The 22306-nt window shown below is 75.4% G+C and carries 21 protein-coding genes; 13 read left to right on the forward strand and 8 right to left on the reverse strand.

Annotated features, from left to right (window positions below):
• Positions 1–8 precede the first annotated feature (8 nt).
• Genes U5M74_RS11495 through U5M74_RS11505 form a run of 3 tightly spaced genes read right to left on the reverse strand, consistent with a single transcriptional unit; the run spans position 9 to position 4458 of the window.
• On the reverse strand, positions 9–1763 hold the full coding sequence (locus tag U5M74_RS11495) for an acetyl/propionyl/methylcrotonyl-CoA carboxylase subunit alpha (protein ID WP_410909087.1): 1755 nt from the start codon (positions 1761–1763) through the stop codon (positions 9–11).
• Positions 1760–3628 (reverse strand): carboxyltransferase domain-containing protein, encoded by a 1869-nt coding sequence (locus U5M74_RS11500; RefSeq protein WP_410909088.1) that lies wholly within the window; start codon positions 3626–3628, stop codon positions 1760–1762. The genes U5M74_RS11495 and U5M74_RS11500 overlap by 4 nt, the downstream gene beginning before the upstream one ends.
• Before the next feature lie 2 nt (positions 3629–3630).
• A complete protein-coding gene (locus tag U5M74_RS11505; protein ID WP_410909089.1) occupies positions 3631–4458 on the reverse strand; it encodes a LamB/YcsF family protein in 828 nt (275 codons plus the stop codon).
• A gap of 333 nt (positions 4459–4791) precedes the next feature.
• Here U5M74_RS11505 and U5M74_RS11510 point away from each other — a divergent pair, with 333 nt between their 5' ends.
• From U5M74_RS11510 to U5M74_RS11560, 11 genes are all read left to right on the forward strand, one after another.
• Positions 4792–7074, forward strand: a complete 2283-nt coding sequence (locus tag U5M74_RS11510; protein ID WP_410909090.1) for a PASTA domain-containing protein — start codon at positions 4792–4794, stop codon at positions 7072–7074.
• Positions 7071–7487, forward strand: coding sequence for a DUF2087 domain-containing protein (locus U5M74_RS11515; protein WP_410909091.1), 417 nt, complete (start codon positions 7071–7073; stop codon positions 7485–7487). Before U5M74_RS11510 ends, U5M74_RS11515 begins: the two co-directional genes overlap by 4 nt.
• A 25-nt stretch (positions 7488–7512) precedes the next feature.
• Complete coding sequence (locus U5M74_RS11520; protein ID WP_410909092.1) at positions 7513–8013, forward strand: aminoacyl-tRNA deacylase; 501 nt, start codon at positions 7513–7515, stop codon at positions 8011–8013.
• 125 nt (positions 8014–8138) lie between these two features.
• Positions 8139–8504, forward strand: a complete 366-nt coding sequence (locus tag U5M74_RS11525; RefSeq protein ID WP_410909093.1) for an STAS domain-containing protein — start codon at positions 8139–8141, stop codon at positions 8502–8504.
• A 17-nt stretch (positions 8505–8521) separates the two neighbouring features.
• Positions 8522–9226 carry a DUF2993 domain-containing protein gene (locus U5M74_RS11530; protein ID WP_410909094.1) on the forward strand — a complete coding sequence of 235 codons (705 nt, stop codon included), beginning with the start codon at positions 8522–8524 and terminating at the stop codon, positions 9224–9226.
• A gap of 1 nt (position 9227) precedes the next feature.
• On the forward strand, positions 9228–10424 hold the full coding sequence (locus U5M74_RS11535) for a DNA glycosylase AlkZ-like family protein (RefSeq protein WP_410909095.1): 1197 nt from the start codon (positions 9228–9230) through the stop codon (positions 10422–10424).
• A 96-nt stretch (positions 10425–10520) separates the two neighbouring features.
• Entirely contained in the window at positions 10521–12140 is a 1620-nt protein-coding gene (locus U5M74_RS11540; protein ID WP_410909096.1) for a sodium-dependent transporter, read from the forward strand.
• Positions 12137–12304: a methionine/alanine import family NSS transporter small subunit gene (locus U5M74_RS11545; protein WP_410909097.1), complete on the forward strand. Its 168-nt coding sequence runs from the start codon at positions 12137–12139 to the stop codon at positions 12302–12304. The genes U5M74_RS11540 and U5M74_RS11545 overlap by 4 nt, the downstream gene beginning before the upstream one ends.
• A gap of 206 nt (positions 12305–12510) precedes the next feature.
• Entirely contained in the window at positions 12511–13455 is a 945-nt protein-coding gene (locus U5M74_RS11550; RefSeq protein ID WP_410909098.1) for an ABC transporter substrate-binding protein, read from the forward strand.
• A gap of 125 nt (positions 13456–13580) precedes the next feature.
• The gene (locus U5M74_RS11555) at positions 13581–14549 is read left to right on the forward strand and encodes an amino acid ABC transporter permease (RefSeq protein WP_410909099.1); all 969 of its coding nucleotides are present in this window, start codon (positions 13581–13583) and stop codon (positions 14547–14549) included.
• A gap of 80 nt (positions 14550–14629) precedes the next feature.
• Complete coding sequence (locus tag U5M74_RS11560; protein WP_410909114.1) at positions 14630–15385, forward strand: amino acid ABC transporter ATP-binding protein; 756 nt, start codon at positions 14630–14632, stop codon at positions 15383–15385.
• Between the two features lie 188 nt (positions 15386–15573).
• Here U5M74_RS11560 and U5M74_RS11565 read toward each other — a convergent pair whose 3' ends face one another.
• Together U5M74_RS11565 and U5M74_RS11570 are read right to left on the reverse strand one after the other, a co-directional pair.
• Positions 15574–16386, reverse strand: a complete 813-nt coding sequence (locus U5M74_RS11565) for a hypothetical protein (protein WP_410909100.1) — start codon at positions 16384–16386, stop codon at positions 15574–15576.
• 171 nt (positions 16387–16557) lie between these two features.
• Entirely contained in the window at positions 16558–16761 is a 204-nt protein-coding gene (locus tag U5M74_RS11570) for a cold-shock protein (protein ID WP_069982863.1), read from the reverse strand.
• Positions 16762–17026: 265 nt separating this feature from the next.
• Between U5M74_RS11570 and U5M74_RS11575 the strand changes: the two genes are divergently transcribed.
• Positions 17027–17869, forward strand: coding sequence for an aldo/keto reductase (locus U5M74_RS11575; RefSeq protein ID WP_410909101.1), 843 nt, complete (start codon positions 17027–17029; stop codon positions 17867–17869).
• Between the two features lie 260 nt (positions 17870–18129).
• A complete protein-coding gene (locus U5M74_RS11580; protein WP_410909102.1) occupies positions 18130–19413 on the forward strand; it encodes an ABC transporter substrate-binding protein in 1284 nt (427 codons plus the stop codon).
• A gap of 152 nt (positions 19414–19565) precedes the next feature.
• On the opposite strand, the gene U5M74_RS11585 is transcribed toward U5M74_RS11580, so the two are convergent.
• From U5M74_RS11585 to U5M74_RS11595, 3 genes are read right to left on the reverse strand one after another with little or no spacing between them, the layout of a single operon-like run.
• The gene (locus U5M74_RS11585) at positions 19566–20369 is read right to left on the reverse strand and encodes an ABC transporter ATP-binding protein (RefSeq protein WP_410909103.1); all 804 of its coding nucleotides are present in this window, start codon (positions 20367–20369) and stop codon (positions 19566–19568) included.
• On the reverse strand, positions 20366–21328 hold the full coding sequence (locus U5M74_RS11590; RefSeq protein WP_410909104.1) for an ABC transporter ATP-binding protein: 963 nt from the start codon (positions 21326–21328) through the stop codon (positions 20366–20368). The genes U5M74_RS11585 and U5M74_RS11590 overlap by 4 nt, the downstream gene beginning before the upstream one ends.
• Positions 21318–22304, reverse strand: a complete 987-nt coding sequence (locus U5M74_RS11595; protein ID WP_410909105.1) for a branched-chain amino acid ABC transporter permease — start codon at positions 22302–22304, stop codon at positions 21318–21320. Before U5M74_RS11595 ends, U5M74_RS11590 begins: the two co-directional genes overlap by 11 nt.
• Between the last annotated feature and the right edge of the window lie 2 nt (positions 22305–22306).

Genomic DNA, 22306 nt, shown 5'->3' on the forward strand with positions numbered 1-22306 from the left:
GCACCGGCTCAGGGGGTGATCCAGGCCAGCGGGGCCGCCGGGCCGACGGCGTCGCCCGGGGCGGCCGCGTGGGCGAGCGTGCCCGCGGTCTCGGCGACGAGGCGGGTCTCCGCCTTCATCGCCTCGACCACCGCGAGCGGTTGGCCGTCCGCGACCGCCGCGCCGTCGTCGGCCAGCCAGCGCACCAGCGTGCCCGGGACGGGGGCGACGACGGCGGTGCGGCCGTCGGCGTCTGCGGCGCCGGGTGCAGCGGCGCCCGGCCCGGCGAGCCCGGCGAGGCCGCCGAGCGCCTCCGCCGGCACCCGCAGCCGCGTCCGCCGCCCGTCGAGCTCCACCCACGTCTCGACGACGCCCGGCTCCGGCCCCGGGTCGGCGAGCGCCTGCACGGCCGGCCGGGCGGCCAGCTCGGTCTCGATCCACTGGGTGTGCACGGCGAAGTCCGCCGCCCCGCCGGGCGCGGCGAACGCCGGGTCGGCGAGCACGGCGCGGTGGAACGGCAGCACGGTGGGCACGCCGTCGACGCGCAGCTCCGCCGCCGCGCGCCGGGCCCGCGCCAGGGCGGCGTCGCGCGTCGGCCCCCACACCACGACCTTGGCGATCAGGGAGTCGAACTCGCCCGGCACCGTCGAGCCGGCCGTCACGCCGGCGTCGACCCGCACCCCCGGGCCGGCCGGCGCGTCGAACCGCTCGACCCGGCCCGGCGACGGCAAGAACCCCCGCGCCGGGTCCTCGGCGTTGATGCGCAGCTCGACCGCGTGCCCGCGCACCGGCGGCGGCGCGGTCACGGAGAGGGGTCGCCCGTCGGCGATCCGCAGCTGCTCGACGACGAGGTCGAGGCCGGTGGTCTCCTCGGTGACCGGGTGCTCCACCTGCAGCCGGGTGTTGACCTCGAGGAACGACAGCGTGCCGTCGACCCCGAGGAGGAACTCCACGGTCCCGGCGCCGCGGTAGCCGGCCGCCGCGCAGACCGCCCGGGCCGCCGCGGCGACGCGCTCGCCCACGCCGTCGGGCAGGAACGGCGCGGGCGCCTCCTCGACGAGCTTCTGGTGGCGGCGCTGCAGCGAGCAGTCCCGCGTGCCGACGACGACGACGTTCCCGTGGGCGTCGGCGAGCACCTGCGCCTCGAGGTGGCGGGGGCGCTCGAGGAACCGCTCGACGTAGCACTCGCCGCGCCCGAACGCCGCGGTGGCCTCGCGCCGGGCGGCCTCGAACAGCTCGGCCACCTCGTCGAGCACGTGGGCGACGCGCAGGCCGCGCCCCCCGCCGCCGTGCGCGGCCTTGATCGCCACGGGCAGGCCGTGCGCCTCGGCGAACGCCACGGCCTCGGCCGCCGACGCCACCGGACCGTCGGTGCCCGGCACGAGCGGGGCGCCCACCGACCGCGCCAGCGCGCGGGCGGCCACCTTGTCGCCGAGCAGCTCGATCGTCTCCGGCGGGGGACCCACCCACGCCAGGCCGGCGTCGAGCACGGCCCGGGCGAAGGCCGCGTCCTCCGACAGGAACCCGTAGCCCGGGTGCACGGCGTCCGCGCCGGAGCGCCGCGCGACGTCGAGCAGCGCGCCGGCGTCCAGGTAGGTCTCGGCGGCGGTGCGGCCGGGCAGCGCCCACGCCTCGTCGGCGACGCGCACGTGCAGCGCGTCGCGGTCGGGGTCGGCGTAGACGGCCACGGAGGCGACGCCCAGGTCGCGGCACGCGCGGGCGACACGCACGGCGATCTCGCCACGGTTGGCCACGAGCACCTTGGTCAGCCGGGTCAGGGTCATGCGGGGGTCTCGCTCTCGGCGGGGACGGAGTCAGGGCCTGCGACAGGGCCCGCGACAGGGCCGGGGACGGGGACGAACCGCACCCGCGCGCCGGCGGGCAGCTGGCCGAGCAGCGGCACCTGCGCGCCCACGACGGCGGCGGCCACGGGGTAGCCGCCGGTCAGGGGGTGGTCGGCGAGGAACAGCACCGGCTGACCGTCGGGCGGCACCTGCAGGGCGCCCGTCACGCAGCCCTCGCTCGGCAGCTCTCCGCCGCGCGACCGCGGGACCGGGGTGCCCGCCAGCCGCAGTCCCACGCGGTTGCTGCGCGGCGTGACCTCCCACTCCTGGCCGGTCAGCGCGGCGACGCCGGCGTCGCCGAACCAGTCGGCGCGCGGGCCGAGCACCACGTGCAGCACGACGACGTCGCCGGGCGCGGGCAGGCGATCCCCGGGCGGGTGATCCGCGGACCACGGCTCCGGGGCGCCCGGGCGCACGGTGGGGCCCGGCAGCCCCGGGTCGGCCGCCGGCAGCCCGGGGCTGCCGGCGCCCACGGGCAGCACGTCCCCGGCCGCCGCGGGCGCGGGGCCCAGGCCGGCCAGGACGTCGGTGGACCGCGAGCCCAGCACCGGCGCGACGGCGACGCCGCCGCGCACCGCCACGTAGGTGCGGGCGCCGCGCGCCGGGACGCCCAGGCGCATCTCGTCGCCGTCGTCGAGCGCGAACGCGGCCGGCCCGGCCGCCGACGCCGTCCGCGGCGTGCGGGCCCGGCCGTCCGGGGTGCCGTCCGAGGTGCCGCCGGGCGTGCCGCCCGGCGCGACGCCCGCCGTGCCGTCCGAAGAAGCGCCCGGGACGACCGTGACCGGCGCCGGCGCGCCCGCCACCGCCACGACCTGCGGGCCCCGGGCGCGCAGGCGCGCGGGCCCGACCACCTCGAGCGTCGCGGCCCCGGGTGCGTTGCCGACGGCGCGGTTCGCCGCGCGCAGGCTCTCCGGGTCCAGGGCGCCCGACGCCGTGACGCCGAGGCGGGCGAGGCCGGGCCGCCCGAGGTCCTGCACGAGGGTCTGGACGCCGGGGGCGACGACGACGAGCGCCCCGGCGCTCGCGGCGGGTGCCCCGGTCGGTTCCGCGGAGGCGGCGACCGCATTCGTGGCCGGCCCCGCACCCGTGGCCGTCCCCGCAGCCCTGTCCGGCTCGGACCCTGGCCGCGACCCCGGCCCCGGCCCCGGCGTCCCGCGACCGGCCCCGCCCCGCGCCCGCGCCCGCACCGCGACGAACCGCACGAGGTCGCCGGGCTGCCAGAGCGACGGCGGCTCCCGGTCGGCGTCCCAGACCCGCACGTCCGTGCGCCCGACGAGCTGCCACCCGCCCGGGCTCTCCCGCGGGTAGACGCCGGCATAGGGGCCCGCCAGCGCCACCGAGCCGGCGGGCACGGCGGTGCGCGGGCTGCGTCGGCGCGGCACGTCCGGCCACGCCGCCGCGCGCTCGTCGCGGGCGGCCGTGAGGTAGGCGAACCCGGGCGCGAAGCCCATGTGACCGACCACCCAGGTCCGCTCCGTGTGGCGGCGCACCAGCTCCTGCGCCGACCACCCGAGCAGCGCCGCCGCCTCGTCGAGGTCCTCGCCGTCGTACGCCGTGGGGATCTCGACGTGCCGGCTCCGCGCCGCCGGCCGCCGCACGAGCGGCCGGCCGCGCAGCTCCGCCGCGAGCGCCGCGGCCGTCACCGCGGACGGCCGGAACGGCACGAGCACCGTCCGCGCCCCCGCCACGGGCTCGCCGACGCCGCGCACCGGGTCGTCGGCCAGCGACTCGACCAGCGCGACGGCCTGGTCGAGGTCGTCCACCTCGACGAGCACGGCGTCGTCGCGGGCGGGCAGGATCCGCACGCTCAGGCCCCGGCCCCGGCCCCGGACCCGGACCCCGCGGGGGCCGCCGCGCCGCCCGCCGCCCCGGCCGCCGCGGCGAAGGGCCGCACCGCCACGCCGGCGGCGTCGAGCACCTCGCGCACCCGCCGCGCCATCACGACGGCGCCGGGCGTGTCCCCGTGCACGCACACCGAGTCGGCGGGCACGGCCACGAGCGACCCGTCGGCCGCCTCGACGACCCCCTCGGTGACCAGCCGCAGCACGCGCCGCGCGACCTCGTCCGGGTCGTCGAGCACGGCGCCCGGCTCCCGCCGCGGGACGAGCGTCCCGGCCGGGGTGTAGGCCCGGTCGGCGAACGCCTCCGCGACGGTCCGCAGCCCGGCCGCCTCGGCGGCGGCCAGCGACCGCGACCCGGGCAGGCCCAGCAGCGCGAGCGAGGGGTCGACATCGGCGACGGCCGCGGCGACGTCGGCGGCGACCCGCTCGTCCACGGCCGCGGTGTTGTAGAGCGCGCCGTGCGGCTTCACGTAGGTGACGCGCGTGCCCTCCGCCGCGGCCAGCGCCTGGAGCGCCCCGACCTGGTAGGCGACGTCGGCCTGCAGCTCGTCGCTCGGCACCTCTATGCGCCTCCGGCCGAAGCCCGCCAGGTCGCGGTAGCCGACGTGCGCCCCGACGGCGACGCCGCGGGCGGCCGCGAGGCGCACGGTCCGGCGGATCGAGGCCGGGTCGCCGGCGTGGAAGCCGCACGCCACGTTGGCCGACGACACGACGACGAGCATCGCCGCGTCGTCGCCGAGGGTCCAGCGGCCGAACCCCTCGCCGAGGTCGCTGTTGAGGTCGACGGCGGTCATACGGCCAGTGTGCGCCCTGGTCGGGGACGCGTCCGGGAGCCGTCACCGCACGGGGCCCGGCCGGTGGCCACGACGGGTCCCACGAGGGGTCCCGCGAGGGAGCCCACGAGGGCGCCGGGACGGCGCCGATCCGGTCGCCGGGACGGGCGCGAGGGTGAACGCGGGTGATTCTGCCGGTGAACTTCGTCGGAAAGGGTGGCGGGGCGCGGGGGCGAGGCCGACAGTGGGACCGTGGGGGAGCCGCCTGGTTCTCCCGGACCCTGGGCACGGGGGGCGCTGTCGACCTCCGGGCCGCGAGGGTGCGGTCGTCTCGTGCGTCCGGAAGGTCCGTTCATGGTGGAGTCCTTGCCGCCCGACCACCTGCCGCCGGCCGCGGTGCGCGACCGGCGGCGTCGTGTGCTCCGCCGCGCGGGGGCGAGCGTGCTCGCCGGCGCGCTCGTGACCGGACTGCTGGCGACGGCGTCCGCGAGCGTGCCCGCGACGGCACCGCCGCCCGCCGCCCCGCAGGCCGGTCCCGCGGAGGACGTCGCGCCGGGCGCGCTCGGGCACGCGGTCTCGGTGGGGCGGGTCGGCACCGGTGTCGGCCTGGAGTCGCTCGACCAGATCTTCGCGCTGCTGGAGCGGGCCGAGCGCGGCGCGCAGGAGTCCGGACGGGCCGCGAGCGCCGAGGTGCAGCAGGCGGCCGCCGAGCTCGGGATGCTGCTCAGCACCTACTCGGCGCAGAACCCGTGGGTCCTCCCCGCCGCGCAGGCCGCCGCCGCTGCGGCGCAGCAGGCCGGGGAGGGCGAGGCCGCGGTGGGCGAGATCGACGCCGACGCGGCCGGACCTGACGCGGCCGGACCCGACGCGGCCGGACCCGACGCGGAGGCCTCAGCACCTGAGCTCACGGCGCCGGAGCCCGGCCCCGCGCCGCTCGCCGTCGCCCCCGCGTCGTTCGGCGACGCCGGGCACGGCGACTCGGCGCGGCCCGTCACCTTCGACGACCTCGTCCTCGCGGCCACACGCCTGGCCGACCTGCTCGACCCGGCGCAGGCCTACGAGGTCTCCCTCCGGCTCGCGCCGTGGCCCGCGGCGGCCGGGCTGCGGACGGGCACCTCGCCGCTCACCGACAGCCTGCGCGCCGTCGTCGGCCGCTACGGGTCGTCCACGGCCGGCTACCTCAACGGGCGCATCCCCCTCGACGTGCTGTGCCCGCTGCCGTTCGCGCCGGGCCACCGCCTGCGCTGCGACGCCGCGGCCCAGCTCGCGGCGCTCGACGCGGCGTTCGAGGAGCGGTTCGGCCGCTCGCTCCCGATGACGGACTCCTACCGCACCTTCGACTCGCAGGTGCGGCTCAAGGCCACCAAGGGCTTCCTCGCGGCGACGCCCGGGTACTCGAACCACGGCTGGGGGATCGCCGTCGACCTCGGGTACCCGATCAGCACCGGCCTGTCCGAGGAGTACCGCTGGCTGCGCCTGCACGGCCCCGACTACGGCTGGGACAACCCGTCGTGGGCGCGGCTCGACGGCAGCAAGCCCGAGCCGTGGCACTTCGAGTTCTTCGCGGCCGGCCCCGTGCCCCACCGCGCCGCGTCGGAGCAGGACATCGCGACCGGACCGTCCGCCGGGGCGCCGGCCGGCGGCACGTGGGGGCAGGGCCCGACGGCGTCGCCCGCGCCCGGCACGACGGCGTCCCCGGCCGGGGGCGCCAGGCCCGGGTCGACGGCCGAGCCGACGCCGTCGACGAAGCCCACGCCGAAGCCGTCACCGTCCGCGAAGCCCACGCCCAGGCCGTCGCCCAGCCCCAAGCCCAGGCCGTCGCCCAGCCCGACGACCGAGCCCACGCCCAGCCCGACGCCGGAGCCCACGCCCAGCCCGACGCCGGAGCCCACGCCGAAGCCGTCGCCGTCGCCCAGCCCGGAACCGACCCCGGGCGAGACGCCGGGCCAAGGGCCCGTCGAGTCGCCCGACGAGACGCCGAGCCAGCGACCGGGCCCGGACGAGCCCCCGAGCGGAGGGCCGGCGCCGGTGACGGAACCGACCCCGGAGGAGGACCCGGCGCCGGCGTCGTCGCAGACGCCCCCCGCCGAAGAGGCGGGGGCCGCCGACGACGAGCCGAGCGGGGCACCGTCCGCGGCGGCCCAGTCCGTGATGCCGTCAGCGGAACCGTCCCAGGAGCCGTCCCAGGAGTCGTCCGCCGAGTCGTCCGCCGAGTCGTCCGCCGAGCCGTCCGCCGAGCCGTCCGAGGAGCCGGAGACGGTCGAGGAGCCGGAGACGGTCGAGGTGCCCGACGTCGTCGGCGAACCGGGCGACGAGGCGGCCGCCACGCTGGAGGACGCGGGCCTGGAGGTGCGGCCCGCAAAGGAGCCGAGCGGCGACGTCCCGGACGGGGAGGTGGTCAGCACGATCCCGGAGGCCGGCACGACGGTCGAGGCGGGGACGGAGACCCGGGTGGTCGTGTCCACCGGCGTCGAGGGGGACGAGGGACAGGCGGACCAGCCGTCCGACGCGCCGTCCGACGCGCCGGTCGGCGACCCGTCCGCCCCGGCGTCGACCCCGGCCGCCGGCTCCGCGCCGTCGCCGTCGGGCCGCCGGCCGCACCGGGGGTCGGCCGGGTCGAGGCCGGCCCGGTCGTGACGGTGGCCGACGTCGGCCGGTTCTTCCGCGACGGGCGGCTCACGGCCGTCCCGCGGCGCTGGCGGGACCGGGTCGCGGTGGCCCGCTACGTGGCCAGCAGCGTGCTGCCCGAGCTGCTGGAGCCGATCGGCGAGCGCGAGCTGACGGGGCGGCTCGCCGCCGTCGTCGACGACCCGGTGGCGATGCGGCGGGCGCTCGTGGACCTCGGGCTGGTGCAGCGGGCGCGCGACGGGTCCGTCTACTGGCGCGGCGAGCGCACCGAGCACGACGACGCGCCGGACGACCCGCGCGACGTGGGCCGGGGCGACGTCGCCCGGAGTGACGTGGGCCACCTCTCGGGGGGTCACCTGCGCGCCCGTGAGCCCCGAGACGAGCAGCACACCGCCCGCAGGGCCTCTCACACTGAAGGGTGACGGCGTGCGCGGTACGGTCGCTCCCATGACCAGCCCGACCGAGGTGAGCCGCACCGAGCAGCGTGCGCTCGCCGGCCTCCAGGCGTCGGGCATCGCCTTCGAGGTGACCCGCCACGGCCCGGTCCGCTCCCTGGCGGAGGCCGCTGCCGCGCGCGGCGTCGACCCGGCCCGGGTGCTCAAGACGATCGTGGTGCGCCGCGGCGACGACGACTTCCTCTTCGTGCTCGTGCCGGGCGACCGGCAGATCTCCTGGCCCCGGCTGCGGGCGCTGCTGGGCGTGTCCCGGCTGTCGCTGCCGAACAAGGAGGTGGCGCGGGAGGTCACCGGCTACGAGCGGGGCACGATCACGCCGTTCGGGTCGCTGCGGGCCTGGCCCGTGGTCGCCGACGCGCGCGTGGCCGGCGCCGGGAGGGTGTCGATCGGGGCGGGCGGCCACGGCGTCGCGGCCACCGTCGACGGTGACGAGCTCGTGCGCGTCCTGGACGCGCAGGTGGCCGACGTCACCGACGAGGCGAGCACCTCCTGACGAGGCGCTCGCCGACCACGCGGGCCTGCCGGGGCCTGGACGTGGGAACCGTCAACGACAAGACTTCGGACCGACCCGGGGCTCCGGCACCGGGCGGGCCACCGACATGGAGCAGGACTGACCACATGGACCTGGACGAGAACGACCAGCGCACCGAGACGGGCTCCGGGATCACGTGCACGTCCACGCCCGGCGGCACCCTCGTGACGCTGTGGGGCGAGGTCGACGCCTCGCTCCGCGAGTCGGCGAGCGAGGCGATGGCCACCCTGGCCGCGCACGGCTCGGGCCGTCCCGTCGTCGTCGACGCCCGCGACGTCACGTTCATCGACTCCTCGGGCGTCGCGTTCATCCTGCAGGTCTACGTCCTGGGCCAGGAGACGGGCACGCCCGTCAGCCTGCGCGACCCCTCCGAGGCGGTCGTCGAGGTGCTCGACATGGTGGGGATCGGCGGGCGCATCCCGGTGACCCGCACCGCCGAGAGCGCCTCGTGACGCGTCCCCGTCGGGGGATGGTGCGCGCGCTCGTCGCGCTGCTCGTGCTCGCGGTCCTGCTGGTCGGCGCCGACCGGGTGGCCGCGTGGTTCGCGGGGGACGCCGCGGCCGAGGCGCTCGAGACGGGCGGCGAGGGGGTCTCCGGCGCGGACGTCGACGTCCACGGGTTCCCGTTCCTCACCCAGCTCGCGGCGGGCAGCCTCGACGACGTCACCGGCACGATGGCGGCCGGCACCTTCGGCGGGTACGAGCTGAGCGACGTGCGCTTCGCGGCGTCCGGCCTCGAGCCGCGCCCCCCGTTCCACGCCGCCACGGCGCAGGCCGACGGCGTGCTCGCGTACGAGTCGGTCCGCCGGGCCGTGGCCGACCAGGTCGGCGCGGACGTCGACGTCTCCGCCGCCGACGGCGACGCCGGCGTGCTGGCCGTCGCGTTCCCCGCCACCGTGCTGGGCGCGACGGTCGACGTCGGCGCGACGGTGGTGCCCGGCGTCGCCGACGGCACCACGGTGTCGCTCGAGGTCGAGTCCGTCGTGGTGGCCGGGGCGCGGCTGAGTCTCGACGACCTGCCGGGTGGTCTCGGCGACCGGCTGCGGCAGGTGGACGTGCCGCTGGACCTGCCCGAGGGCGTCGCGCTGCGGTCGGTGGCGGTCGAGCCGGACGGCCTGCGGGTCGGGCTCGCCGCGCAGGACGTCGACCTCGAGTCGCTGGCGGCGGAGGGCTGACGTGGCCGGCGCAGCGGCGTCCCCCGGTGCCACGAGCACGCCGCTCGACGCCGACGCCGTCCGCCGCGCCCGCCTGCGGGCCCACCGGCTGCTCCGCCCCGACCTGCCCGGGCTGCCGGCTGTCGTGGGGCACCTGCTCGCCGTGCAGGGCCAGGAGTTCTTCCCCGCGCTGTGGGGCGCGGTCCGGCGGGTCGCGCCGGGCGCGCGGCCCGACGCCGCCGCGTCGGTGGCCGCGTTCGACGCCGGCGCGGTGCTGCGCACGCACGTGCTGCGGCCCACCTGGCACCTGGTGCGGCCCGACGACGCCCGCTGGCTGCTGGAGCTCACCGCCGCGCGCGTGCTGCGCACCACCGCGTCCACGGAGCGCGGCCACGGCATCGCCGACCCGGCGCGCTGCCTCGACGCCGTCACAGACCTCGTCGCCGCCGGCCCGCTGACCCGGGCCGAGGTGAAGGACGGGCTCGTGGCCCGCGGGCTGCTGGCGCCGGACGCCACCGGGTTCGAGGTCGGCCAGGTGCTCATGACCGCCGAGCTGCACCGGGCCGTGATCAGCGGGCCGCTGCGCGGCCGCCAGCACACCTACGCCGCGTTCGACGACCGCGTGCCGCCGGGGTACGGGCCGCTCGGCGAGCGGTTCGACCGCGACGCCGCGCTGGTGGAGCTGTGGCGCGGCTACCTGCGCGGGCGCGCGTGGGCGACGGTCAGGGACGCCGCCCAGTGGTCCGGGCTCACCCTGACCGAGCTGCGCCGCGGCCTGGGCCTGCTGCGCGAGGCCGCGCCGGGCGCCGTCGTCGACGCGCCGGGCACCGGGGCGCTCGAGGGGCTCACGCTGCACGGCCTGGCCGAGGTGGTCGGCGCGGGACCGGACGGGGTGCCCGGTGCGGCGCCCGACGACGGCGGGCCCGGCGTCGACCTCCTGCAGGGCTACGACGAGCTGTTCGTCGGCTACGGCCCGTCCCGGCTCGTGGTGCGCGACCCCGTGGCGGGCGAGGAGCCGCTCGCCCCGCGCCCCGCGCTGCTGCACGTGCTCGCCGTCGACGGGCTGGTCGCCGGGCGCTGGCGGTGGACCGCCGGCCCGCGGCGGCTCGACGTCGCGACGGCGTGGGCGCGCCCGGCGTCGCCGGCCGAGGAGGCGGCCCTGGCGGCGCGCGCGGCGGAGGCGGCCGCGTGGTGGGGGCTCGAGCTCCGGGTGGAGTGATCGGGCGGCCGCCGCGCAGGTCGGCCCGGTGGCAGGCATGCTCGACATGTGGACACCCGTTGAGCACCGCGCGACCGGCACGAAAGGGTTCGCCCCGTGAGCAGCACGACGATCGAGAGCAAGCCACGCGAGCAGTGGACCGGGCAGACGGGGTTCATCCTGTCCGCCATCGGGTCCGCCGTCGGGCTGGGGAACATCTGGCGCTTCCCCGGCGTCGCGTACGAGAACGGCGGCGGCGCGTTCCTGGTGCCGTACCTCGTGGCGCTGCTGACCGCCGGCATCCCGATCCTGCTGCTCGACTACGCGGTCGGGCACCGCTACCGGGGCTCCGCGCCCACGGCGTTCCGGCGGGTCAAGCGCTGGCTCGAGCCGCTCGGCTGGTTCCAGGTGCTCATCTCCTTCGTCATCGCGGTCTACTACGCCGCGGTCGTCGCGTGGGCGCTGAGCTTCTTCGTCTTCTCCTTCGACCTGCGCTGGGGCGACGACCCGGCGGGCTTCTTCACCGGCAGCTACCTGCAGCTCGCCGACGTCGGCGGCGCCGACCCGTGGGTCACGCTCGACTTCGTGCCCGGGGTGCTCGTGCCGCTCGTGCTGGTGTGGCTGGCCGCCATCGGCGTGCTGGCCGCCGGGGTGGCCAAGGGCCTGGAGCGGGCCAACGTCATCTTCATCCCGCTGCTCGTGGTCGGGTTCGGCATCCTCGTGGTCCGCTCGCTCACCCTGCCGGGCGCCACGGACGGGCTGGACGCGCTGTTCACGCCGAACTGGGCCGCCCTCGGCGACGCGAACGTGTGGATCGCCGCCTACGCGCAGATCTTCTTCTCGCTGTCCGTCGCGTTCGGCATCATGATCACGTACTCGTCCTACCGCCGGCGGCGGGCGAACCTCACCTCGCCCGGTCTGGTGGTGGCCTTCGGCAACTCCAGCTTCGAGATCCTCGCCGGCATCGGCGTGTTCTCCGCGCTCGGCTTCCTCGCGCACCAGCAGAGCGTCGCCGTCGGCGAGCTCGAGGGCCTCACGGGCCCGATCCTGTCCTTCGTCACGTTCCCGACGATCGTGTCCCAGATGCCCGCCGGCCCGCTGTTCGGCTGCCTGTTCTTCGGGTCGCTCGCCATCGCCGGCTTCACGTCGTTCATCTCGATCCTGCAGGTGGTCTCGGCGGCGCTGCAGGAGAAGTTCGGCCTCAGCCGGCGTCAGGCGCCGGTGCTGGTCGGCGCCGTCGCCGCCGTGCTGTCGATCGTCGGCATGGGCACCACGACCGGCCTGATCGCCCTCGACACGATCGACAACTGGGCGAACAACATCGGCATCGTCGCGTCGGCCGTGGTGACCTGCATCCTCCTGGTGTGGGTGCTGCGCCGTGCCCCGCTGCTGCGCCGGCACCTCAACGAGGTGTCGACGACGCAGGTGGGCTCGTGGTGGTACGTGTGCGTCGGCGTCGTGGTGCCGCTGGTGCTCGGCTTCATGCTGGTCTCGCGCATCGTCTCGCTCGCCGCCGAGGGCTACGAGGGCTACGCCACCTGGTACCTCGCCGTGTTCGGCTGGGGCATGATCGGACTGCTGGTCGTGGGCGCGTTCGTGTTCGCGGGCATCCGCTGGCGCGTCGACCCTGACGTCTTCGAGCCGTGGCCGGTGCTCGACGGCACCGGCGGCGTGACCGACGGGAGGCGGACCGCCGTGGGCGACGCGGCGGACGCCGGGAAGGAGGAGCGGCGATGAGCGGCGCGGCGACGGTGCTGCTGGTGCTCGCGATGGTCGTGGTCTGGGGCGGGCTCGCCCTCAGCATCGTGGCGATCGCCCGACGGCCGGAGCGGGCGGACTACCCGCCCGGCGGGGTGGACGACCACCGCGAGGACGACGCGCCGGGGATCCGCGACACCTGACGGACCGCTCGTCCGGCCGGAGCTTGAGAAACTTCAAAGGCGGATGCATACTCATGCATGGCGCTGTCGCGCCGTCGGGTCCTCTGCTCCCCTGACGACAGAGATTTGGCGGGTGCCGGTGCCGTCCTGACGTCCGCGCGCGGGCGCGGGGGACGGCGCCGGGCGAGCGGTCGCGTCATCACCTTCGACCGACTCGGAGCACTGACATGCGCAAGCTCGCCCTTCCCGCCGCCGCGCTCGCGGCGATCACCCTCGCCCTCGGTGCGTGCACCTCGGCGTCCCAGGACGCCGGGTCGGGCGACACCGCCGGCGGCAGCGCCAGCCCCTCGGCCCAGGGCTTCGACACGTCGAGCATCGCCGAGGACGCCGACATCGCCGCGATGGTCCCCGAGGCCGTCGCGACCGACGGCGCGCTGACGATCGGCTCGAACCTCGAGTACGCGCCGAACGAGTTCGTCGCCGCCGACGGCCGCACCCCGGTCGGGTTCGACATCGACATCATCAACGCCGTCGCGCGCACGATGGGCCTGGAGCCGCAGATCGAGAACGCCGGCTTCGACTCGATCATCCCGGCCATCGGCTCGAAGTACGAGGTGGGCATCTCGTCCTTCACGATCAACCCCGAGCGCCTCGAGCAGGTCAACATGGTCAGCTACTTCACGGCCGGCTCCGCGCTGGCCGTGCAGCAGGGCAACCCGGACGGCATCCCGGCCGACGACGTGGCGGGCGAGGCCCTGTGCGGCGTGACCGTCGGCGTCCAGACCGGCACCATCCAGCAGGAGCAGCTCGAGACGGTCTCGCAGGAGTGCGAGGCCGCGGGCAACGAGGCGATCGACCTGCTGCCGTACGACTCGCAGGCCGACGTCACCACCAACCTCGCCGGCGGCAAGCTGCAGGCCATGTACGCCGACTCGCCGATCGTGGCCTACGCCGTCGAGCAGACGAACGGCCAGGTCGAGCAGCTCGGCGGCATCGACGACGCCGCCCCGTACGGCGTCGTCGTCGCCAAGGCCGACACCGAGCTCGCCGAGGCCGTCCAGGCGGCGCTGCAGAAGCTCATGGACGACGGCACGTTCGCCGAGATCCTCGACGCCTGGGGCCAGGGCGAGGGCGGCCTCGACACGGCCGAGGTCAACCCGAACGTCGGCTGACGCTCCGCGGTCCCCGCGCGGACGGGCACCGGCCCGACCGCGCGAGGACCGCGCCGTCGGCAGACCATGAGCAGATCCGGCGCCCGCGGCGCCGGGCGTGACGAGCACCCAGAAGGAGGGCCGCCATGAGCGACCCGCAGAGCCACCGGGACCCGGTCCCCAACCGCATCCACGCGCGTCCGGTGCCGCGCCCGGGCCGGATCGTCTCGGCGATCGTCGTGCTCGTGCTCGCCGCGATGGCGCTCAACGGCCTGATCACCAACCCCAACTTCCGCTGGGACGTCGTCTGGACGTACTGGCGCGACGTGCTCGTGTTCCGCGGCATCGGCTGGACCCTGCTGCTGACGGCCGGCTCGATGATCGTGGCCATCGTGCTCGCCGTGACGCTCGCCGTGATGCGGCGCAGCGACAACCCGGTGATGCGCTGGGTGAGCTGGGCGTACATCTGGTTCTTCCGGGGCACCCCGATCTACACCCAGCTGGTCTTCTGGGGCCTGCTGGCGGTGCTGTACCCGCGCCTGAGCCTGGGCGTCCCGTTCGGCCCCGAGTTCTTCGCGTTCTCCACCAAGGACGTCATCAGCGCCTTCTGGCTGGCCCTCATCGGCCTGTCGCTCAACGAGGCCGCCTACCTGGCCGAGATCGTGCGCGCCGGCCTGGGCTCCGTGGACACCGGGCAGACCGAGGCGGCCAAGGCGCTCGGCATGAAGGACTCGAAGATCCTGCGCCGCATCGTGCTGCCGCAGGCGATGCGCGTCATCGTGCCGCCCACCGGCAACGAGACGATCTCCATGCTCAAGACGACCTCGCTGGTGGTCGCCGTGCCGTTCACGATGGACCTGTACTACACGACGAACGCGATGGGGAACCGCCTGTTCCTGCCGGTGCCGTTCCTGGTCATCGCCGCGATCTGGTACCTGGTCATCACGTCGGTCCTCATGGTCGGCCAGCACTACATCGAGCAGTACTACGGCCGCGGGTTCAGCACCACGCCCGGCGGCGGGCGGCTGGGCCGCAAGCGGCGGCGCCCGAACAAGCAGGACCTGATCAAGGCGTCGGGGACCACGACCGACCCCTTCTCGGAGGTGACCCCGTGACCACGCCCAACGTGCCCGCCGGCACCACGCCCGCCGGCTCCCCGGCCCCGGACCGCGCGACCACGGCGGCCGGGCGCCCCATGGTCGAGATCCGCGAGCTGCACAAGGAGTTCGGCTCCGTGCACGTGCTCAAGGGCGTCGACCTCACCGTCGCGCGCGGGTCGGTGACGGTGATCCTCGGTCCGTCCGGGTCGGGCAAGTCGACGCTGCTGCGCTGCGTCAACGAGCTCGAGGAGATCACCGGCGGCTCGGTCGTCGTCGACGGCGAGCTCATGGGCTTCCGCCGCGACGCGGGCGGCACGCTGCACCGCCTCCACCCCCGCGTCGTGGCGCGGCAGCGCGAGCGCATCGGCATGGTGTTCCAGCGCTTCCACCTGTTCCCGCACATGACGGCGCTGGAGAACGTCATGGAGGCGCCCGTGCAGGTGCGCGGGCTGTCCAAGGCGGCGGCCCGCACCCGGGCGCTCGAGCTGCTCGAGCGGGTGGGGCTCTCCGACCGTGTCGACCACTACCCGGCGCAGCTCTCCGGCGGCCAGCAGCAGCGCGTGGCGATCGCCCGCGCCCTGGCCATGGACCCCGAGCTCATGCTGTTCGACGAGCCGACGTCGGCCCTCGACCCGGAGCTGGTCGGCGAGGTGCTGGCAGTCATGCGCGACCTCGCCCGCGACGGCATGACGATGATCGTGGTGACGCACGAGATCGGCTTCGCCCGCGAGGTCGCCGACCACGTCGTGTTCATGGACGAGGGCGTGATCGTCGAGGAGGGCGGCCCGGAGCAGGTCCTCGACGCCCCGCGCGAGCAGCGGACGAAGGACTTCCTCGCGCACGTCCTCTGACGCCGCCGGACGGTGCCGAGATAGAGAGCCGCGGCGCCGAGATAGAGAGGTCTCTATCTCGGCACGGGGGCTCTCTATCTCGGCACGGGGGCTCTCTATCTCGGCACGGGGCTCTCTCTCGGGACAAGGGTCAGGCCCGGGCGCGCGGGGCGCGCCCGGGCCTGACCCGTCTCGAGGGCGGCGATGCCTCAGAACTCGCCGCCCCCGAAGTCTCCGCCGAAGTCGCCCCCGCCGCCGAAGAAGTCGCCGCCGAAGAAGCCGCCTCCGGCGTCCGCGCCGCCGGCGTCGGCCCCGGCGTCGGACGCCTCGGACGTGCCGGCGTCGGCACCGGCGTCGCCGCCCTCGCCTCCGCCCTCACCGCCGGCGTCGCCGCCCTCGCCCGTGTCGCCGGCGGTGTCCTCCCCGCCCGCGAAGTCCTGCGACGGGTCGCCGAACGCGGGGCCGAAGAGCATGTTGGCCACCGCCGAGCCGATCACGACGCCGGCCACGGTGCCGAGCAGGCTGGAGCCGACCATCGAGCCGAAGCTCGGGCCGCCCGTCGCGCCCGCGCCGGGGCGGCCGCGGAACGTCTGCTCGAGCGTGCCGGGGTTGCGCATCTCGGCCCGCGTGGCCATGCGGGCCAGGGACTGCGGGTCGTCGGCGGTGGCGCGCTCGGCCGCCGGCAGCGTCGAGCCGAGCTCGGTGAGCACGCGGCGCCGCTGCTCGGGCGTGAGCTGGGTGAACGCCTCGGCGTGCGCCTGCTCGACGGCGTCCGGCGGGGCGGTGCGCAGCAGGTACCGGTAGCGCTCGACCGCGACGTCGTCGGCGCTGCGGCCGGACGCGGTGCCGGCCGACGCCGGGGCGGCCGGGGCGCCCGCCGGCTCCTGGCCGTAGGAGGTGCCGTACCCGGGCTTGCCCGGGGCGTAGCCCCGGTCCGGGTAGCCGCCGCCCGCGGGTGCGGTGGCGGAGCCGTAGCGCTGGTCGCGAGGCTCGCGACCGAGAAGTCGGTCGAGGAATCCCATACCCGTCCAACGCCACGGACCGGCTCGGGGTTCCCGTCGCCGCGCCCGTGCCCTGTGCGTGGCGGAGGTCGGGCAGGGTCCTCGGCCCCGGGGACGCCGACGGCCGGCCGCCCTGCTGGGCGACCGGCCGTCGTCAGGATCCGTCGTCCGGGCGAGCCCGGAGCGGGGGGATCAGAGCGGGCGGACGTTCTCCGCCTGCGGGCCCTTGGGGCCCTGCGTGGTGTCGAACTCCACGCGCTGACCCTCCTCGAGCGAGCGGTAGCCGCTCGACTGGATGGCCGAGTAGTGGGCGAAGACGTCAGCCGAGCCGTCCTCGGGGGCGATGAAGCCGTAGCCCTTCTCAGCGTTGAACCACTTCACAGTCCCGAAAGCCATGGACCTGTTCTCCTTCAAGAGGTGACGACCCCGACTTCCGGGGCCGCTCCATCACGGTGTTCGTCGTCAACTCTTGGTGAAACAAGGTTCGCCGTCCGCCGCGCGCTCCTACGGCGCGGCCTCCGACGCAGGACCGGTGAGGGTCCGGGACAAGCAAGACACTGCAACGGCGGTAACGCTACGCGACCGCACCGGGCGCCCGCCAGCCCTGAGGGCCAAATTCCCCTGGTGGCGGATTCGGCGGTCCGACGCCACCCTGGGACGCATGAGCGTTCCTTCCCTCACCCTGAACAACGGTGTCCAGATCCCGCAGGTCGGCCTCGGCGTCTTCCAGGTGCCCGACGTCGAGACCCAGGACAACGTCCGCTCCGCCCTCGAGCTGGGCTACCGCCACGTCGACACCGCGGCCGCGTACTACAACGAGGCGGGCGTCGGCGCGGCGCTGGCCGAGAGCGCGCTGGACCGCGGCGACTACTTCGTGACGACCAAGCTCCGCAACGGCGACCAGGGCCACGACTCGGCGCTGGCGGCGTTCGAGGACTCGCGCCGCGCGCTCGGCCTGGACGTCGTCGACCTCTACCTCATCCACTGGCCGTCGCCGGCCCAGGACAAGTACGTGGAGACCTGGAAGGCCTTCGAGAAGCTGCTCGGCGACGGTCGGGTCCGCTCCATCGGCGTCTCGAACTTCCTGGTCGAGCACCTCGACCGGCTCGTCGAGGAGACCGACGTCGTGCCCGTCGTGAACCAGATCGAGGTGCACCCGACCTTCCAGCAGCGCGAGGTGCAGGAGCGCTGCCGCGAGCTCGGCATCGTCGTCGAGGCCTACTCCCCGCTGGGCCAGGGCGGCGACCTCGAGGACCCGGCGATCGTGGAGATCGCCGAGCAGCTGGGCGTGACGCCGGCCCAGGTGGTGCTGCGCTGGCACGTGCAGCAGGGCCGGGTGGTCATCCCCAAGTCGAAGTCGCCGGAGCGCCAGGCCACCAACATCGACCTGTTCTCGTTCGAGCTCAGCGACGAGCAGATGGACCGCATCGACGGGCTCGAGCAGGGCGAGGCGGGCCGCATCGGCGCCGACCCCCGCACGGCGGAGTTCACGCAGTTCCGCTGAGCCGTTTCCCCGGGCCCTCGCTGAGCCCACGACACCCACGGCCCGACGGCGGCGCACCCGCGCGGTGCACCGCCGTCGGGCCGCGGCGTGCCCGGGTACCTCGGGTGCCCGGGGCACCACGACGGTCCAGGTCACGGTCTTGTCACGACCGTGCGGCGTGACGTGGACGTCACACGGCCGACACACGTCCTGGCTACCTTCAGCGCCACTACATGCGGCATTCGCCGCTTGGACATGGCACCCCGCCGAAGGGAACCAGCATGATCCGACGCACCACGGCCGCCAGGGGTCTCGCGCTCGCCGCGATCCTCAGCCTGGGCCTCGCGGCCTGCTCCAGCACCACCGAGGAGGGGACCGGCGGCGCGAGCTCCAGCGCCGCCGCCGACCCGCTCAAGGTGGGCACCCTGCTGCCCGTCACCGGCACGCTCGCCTTCCTCGGCCCGCCGGAGATCGCCGGCGTCGGCCTCGCGGTCGACGAGATCAACGAGGCGGGCGGCGTGCTCGGCAGCGACGTCGAGCTCGCCCAGGCCGACTCCGGCGACAGCACCGACATGACGGTGTCCTCGCAGTCCGCCACCGACCTCATCAGCCAGGACGTCTCCGTCGTGATCGGCGCCGCGTCGTCGTCGGTGTCGCAGAACGTGCAGCCGACGCTCAACGAGGCCGGCGTCATGCAGATCTCCCCGGCCAACACGGCCACCGACCTGTCGGGCGTGAACCCGCTGTTCAGCCGCACCGCCCCGCCGGACACGGTGCAGGGCTCGGCGCTCGGGTCGCTCGTGCTCGACGACGGCCACACCAACGTGGCGATCCTGGCCCAGAACGAGTCGTACGGCACCGGCCTGCGCGACAACGTCCAGAAGGCGATCGAGGCCGGCGGCGGGTCCGTCGTCTACGGCGCCACGGGCGCGGGCGAGGAGTTCCAGCCGGGCGAGTCGAACTTCTCCGCCATCGTCACCTCCGCGCTGGCCCAGAAGCCCGACGCGATCGTGGTGGTCGCGTTCGAGGAGACCGTCGCGATCGTCAACGAGCTCGTGGCGCAGGGCTGGGACTTCGACGGCACCACGTACTTCTGCGACGGCAACACCGCCTCGTACGCCGACCAGTTCGACGCCGGCACGCTCGAGGGCGTGGTCGGCACCATCCCGGGCGCGCAGGCCGAGGGCGAGTTCCGCGAGGCCGTCTCCGGCTGGTGGGAGGAGAACGAGGGCGAGCCGCTCAGCGACTTCTCCTACGCGGCCGAGTCGTACGACGCCGTGATGCTCGCCGCGCTCGCCGCGGTGCGCGGCGGCGCCACCGACGGCCAGACGATCTCCGACAACATCCAGGCCGTCTCCGGCTCCGAGGGCGGCACCGAGTGCACCACGTACGCCGACTGCGTCGAGGCGCTCGAGTCGGGCGACGAGATCCAGTACACCGGCAAGTCCGGCATCGGCCCGCTCAACGCGGACAACGACCCGTCGTCGGCGTTCATCGGCGTGTACTCCTACGCCGCGGACAACACGAACTCGTGGACCCGCGCGATCGAGGGCACGGTCGGCTGACCCGCTGACGGCCCGCTCACGACGACGGCCCGGTCGCCCCGGCAGGGGTGGCCGGGCCGTCCGCCGTCCCCGGCCTGCCGGCCCCGGGCACGACGACGGCGCCGCACCTCCCGAGAGGTGCGGCGCCGTCGTCGTCCAGCGTCGGAGCAGGCTCAGGCGGCCGGGCCGGAGGCCTTGTCGACGTCCTCGGCCAGCGTGCCGAGGTACAGCGAGATGACCTTGGGGTCGGACTGCAGCTCGCGGCCGGTGCCGGTGTAGGCGTCGCGGCCCTGGTCGAGCACGTAGCCGCGGTCACAGATCTGCAGGCAGCGGCGGGCGTTCTGCTCCACCATGACCACCGAGACGCCGGCCTTGTTGATCATCCGGGTGCGCAGGAACGTCTCGTCCTGGCGCACCGGCGACAGGCCCGCCGACGGCTCGTCGAGCAGCAGCACCGACGGGTTCATCATCAGCGCGCGGGCCATGGCGACCATCTGCCGCTCGCCGCCGGACATGGCGCCGGCCCGCTGGGCGCGGCGCTCGCCGAGGGTGGGGAACAGGTCGGTGATGAAGCCCCAGCGCTCCTGGAACGCCCGGGGCCGCAGGTAGACGCCCATGCGCATGTTCTCCTCGACGGTGAGCGAGGGGAACACGTTGTTGGTCTGGGGCACGAAGCCGACGCCGCGGGCCACGAGCTGGTCGGCCCGCATCCCGGTGATCTCCTCGCCGCCCAGGGTGACCGACCCGGAGTGGATCCTCACCAGCCCGAACAGGGCCTTGAGCAGCGTGGACTTGCCGGCGCCGTTGGGCCCGATGATGCCCACCAGCTCGCCCTTGGCCACCTCGATCGAGCAGCCGTCGAGGATGTTGACGCCGGGCACGTAGCCGGCCACCAGGTGGTCGGCCCGCAGCAGCGGCTCGCCCGCGGGGCGCGCGGCGTCCGACGACGGCGCGGTGGCGGTGGCGGTCTCGGTCATCGCTCCTCCTGGTTGCGGCCGGTCTCCTCGGCCTCGAGCCGGGCCAGCACGGCGGGGTCGAGCAGCGCGTCGTCCCCGAGGTCGGTGTCGTGGTGGGCGCCCAGGTAGGCGTCGACCACGGCCTGGTCCTGCATGACGGTGCCGGGCGGCCCCTCGGCGACGATCCGGCCCTCGGCCATGACCACCACCCAGTCGGAGATGTGCCGCACGGCGTGCATGTCGTGCTCGACGAACACCACGGTCATGCCCTCGTCGCGCAGCGCCTGGACGTGCCCGAGCAGCGACTGCACCAGCGCCGGGTTCACGCCGGCCATCGGCTCGTCGAGCATGATCACGGTCGGGTCGGTCATCAGCGCGCGCGCCATCTCGAGCAGCTTGCGCTGGCCGCCGGACAGCGAGCCGGCGAAGTCGTCCTTCTTGGCGTCGAGCCGGAACCGCGCCAGGATCTCCAGCGCCTTCGCGGTGGCCTCCCGCTCGCGGGCGCGCCAGACGAACGGCAGCCAGGACAGCCCCAGCCGCTCGCCGGGGTGCCGCGGCGTGGCCAGCAGCATGTTCTGCAGCACCGTCAGGCGCGACAGCGCCTTGGTGAGCTGGAACGTGCGCACCATGCCGGCCCGGGCCACCGCGGCACCGGACCTCCCGGCCAGCGACCGCCCCTCGAACGACCAGCTGCCCTGGTTCGGGGTGTCGAAGCCGGTGAGCAGGTTGAACAGGGTGGTCTTGCCGGCGCCGTTGGGGCCGATCAGCGCGGTGATCGCACCGCGCTGGATCTCCAGGTGGTCGACGTCGACGGCGGTCATGCCGCCGAACCGGCGCTGCACGCCGTCGACGACGAGGACGGCGTCGGGCTTGGCCACGCCCACGCGCGGCTCGACGTGCGTCAGGTCGCGGGCGACCTGCACGGCCTCCGCGGAGGCGGGCTCGGTCAGCGTCTCGTCTGCGGACATCTCAGCGGACATCGAACGCCAGCTCCTTCCGGTTCCCGAGGATCCCTTGTGGTCGGAAGATCACCAGCGCCATCAGCGTGACGCCGACCAGCATCCCGCCGACCTGCTCGATCTGGGTGGCGGAGATGAACCCGTCCGGCAGCGCGACGCGCATGCCGGCGCGCAGCAGCATGTACAGGGCGAAGAACAGCATCGAGCCGAGCACCGGCCCGAACAGGGTCGCGGCGCCGCCGAGCAGCAGCACGGTCCAGACGAAGAACGTCATCGACCGGCCCATGCCGTCCGGCTGCACGGACCGCGGCAGCGTGTACAGCACGCCGGCCACGGCGCCCATGACGCCGCCCAGCATCAGCGCCTGCATCTTGTACGCGAACACGTTCTTGCCGAGCGCTCGCACGGCGTCCTCGTCCTCGCGGATGCCCTTGAGCACGCGGCCCCACGGGCTGCGGGTCACGAGCAGGACGAACACGACGGCCAGGGCCACCACGCCCCAGGCGACCAGCCGCAGCCACCAGGAGTCGAACCCGTTGTTGAGGTAGGTCAGCGGGCCGACGGTGGTGCGGCCGTCCGGCAGCGGCGACAGCGCCTGGAAGCCCGCGGTGAACTGGTCGCCGCGCAGGCCCGAGGAGCCGCCGGTCCAGTCGTCGAACATGGTGGACCGGCCGACCATGCGGATGATCTCCGCGGCCGAGATGGTCACGATGGCGAGGTAGTCGCCGCGCAGCTTCAGCGTGGGGATGCCCAGGATCGCGGCGAACACGGCGCCGCAGGCGATCGCGACCAGCAGCGCGACGACGACGCTCGCGCCGTGCATCGAGGCGATCGCGAACCCGTAGGCGCCGAGCAGCATGAACCCGGCCTGGCCCATGTTGAGCAGGCCCGTGTAGCCGAAGTGCAGGTTGAGGCCGATGGCGGCCAGCGCGTAGGCGGCGGTGGTCGGGGCGACCAGCTCGCCGAGCACCTGGGTGAGGATGCGGCTCCACTCCATGG

It is taken from the genome of Puerhibacterium sp. TATVAM-FAB25 (assembly GCF_046535855.1).
GTDB lineage: Bacteria > Actinomycetota > Actinomycetes > Actinomycetales > Cellulomonadaceae > Puerhibacterium > Puerhibacterium variabilis_A.